Annotated in this window: 1 protein-coding gene; it reads right to left on the reverse strand. The window is 55.9% G+C overall.

Annotated features, from left to right (window positions below; translation table 11 throughout):
- Positions 1-1,148, reverse strand: a 1,148-nt coding sequence (locus NW857_RS13085) for a PAS domain S-box protein (protein ID WP_414369224.1), incomplete at its 3' end; no start/stop codon positions are given.
- Positions 1,149-1,166: the final 18 nt, after the last annotated feature.

The following is a 1,166-nucleotide window of genomic DNA, read 5'->3' on the forward strand; positions in this document are numbered from 1 at the left end:
AGCTCCCGGTAGCAGGGATCCAAAGGGGCCGTGGCCACATTGTCGATGGCCTGCACAAAGCCCTGCTGGTACTTGCGATAGCAGGGATCCTGATGAAAGTAGGAATCCCACACGGAGCGGCCCAAGTGGCTGGGGCAGGGATCCAGGACGGACTCGGCGGCTACAAATCCCCCTATGTCTTCCTGCAACTGGTAGATCATCACCCGATCCACCTGGAGAAACTCTCGCACTTCCGCCGCCGTGGTTTGTAGGAGGGGCTGCAAGTCCAGCTTCTCGCGGATCCGGCGCAGCAGGGATCCCAGAAGTCTTTCTCGCTCTGCCTCTTGCAGCAGCAGATCCCGGGCTTCTTTGAGAGGGGTTATATCCACAGCAATGCCGCAAACGGCATAGGGATCCCCTTGCCAATCCCGCAGGGCAAACTTGGTGATCCACGTTTCTTGCTTTTTGCCGTCTCGACAAATGGTGCGCTCACAGCTGATGGGAGCGGGAGACTGGATGGCCCTTTGATCTCCCTTGCGGAACTCCAGAGCTTCCTCTGGCGAGAAGAGCTCCGTATCGGCCTTGCCGAGAACTTCTTCTGGGAGTTTACCGTTTTTTTGCAGGTAAGCTTGATTGACCTGTAAGTAGCGGCTCTGCAAATCTTTAACAAAGATGGGAAAAGGGATCCCGTCGAGGATGGCCTTGAGACGGGCCTCGCTCTCTTGCAGGGCCAGCTCTGCCTCTTTTTGCTCGGTGATATCTTCTGTGATGCCGGCAATGCGGATCACTTCTTGCTGCTCATTGAAAATAGGTCGGCAGGAAGTTCGCAACCAGCGCACCCGACCATCTCGATGGCAAATGCGATAGGTAACCGGCTTCTCTCCTCGGATAACTTGAGCTACGGCTTGCAAAACCTGAGGCAGATCTTCGGGGTGGATCCTGTCTTTCCACAGATCCGGCTTCTGGTAAAACTCCTCCGGCGTGTATCCCCAGATCTGCTTGCACTGAGGGCTTTTGTATAGGAATTGACTGAGATCCGGAGAATAGACAAAGAAGCTCACTGGCACAGCTTCGGCCATTTCCCGGAAGCGGGCTTCGCTTTCCCGCAGCGCCAGTTCCGCCTCTTTTTGCTGGGTAATGTCGCGGGTGCTGCAGACGATTCCTGCCACCGCAGGATCCTGCAAAAG

Source organism: Synechococcus sp. H55.9 (assembly GCF_047462355.1).
Lineage (GTDB): Bacteria > Cyanobacteriota > Cyanobacteriia > Thermostichales > Thermostichaceae > Thermostichus.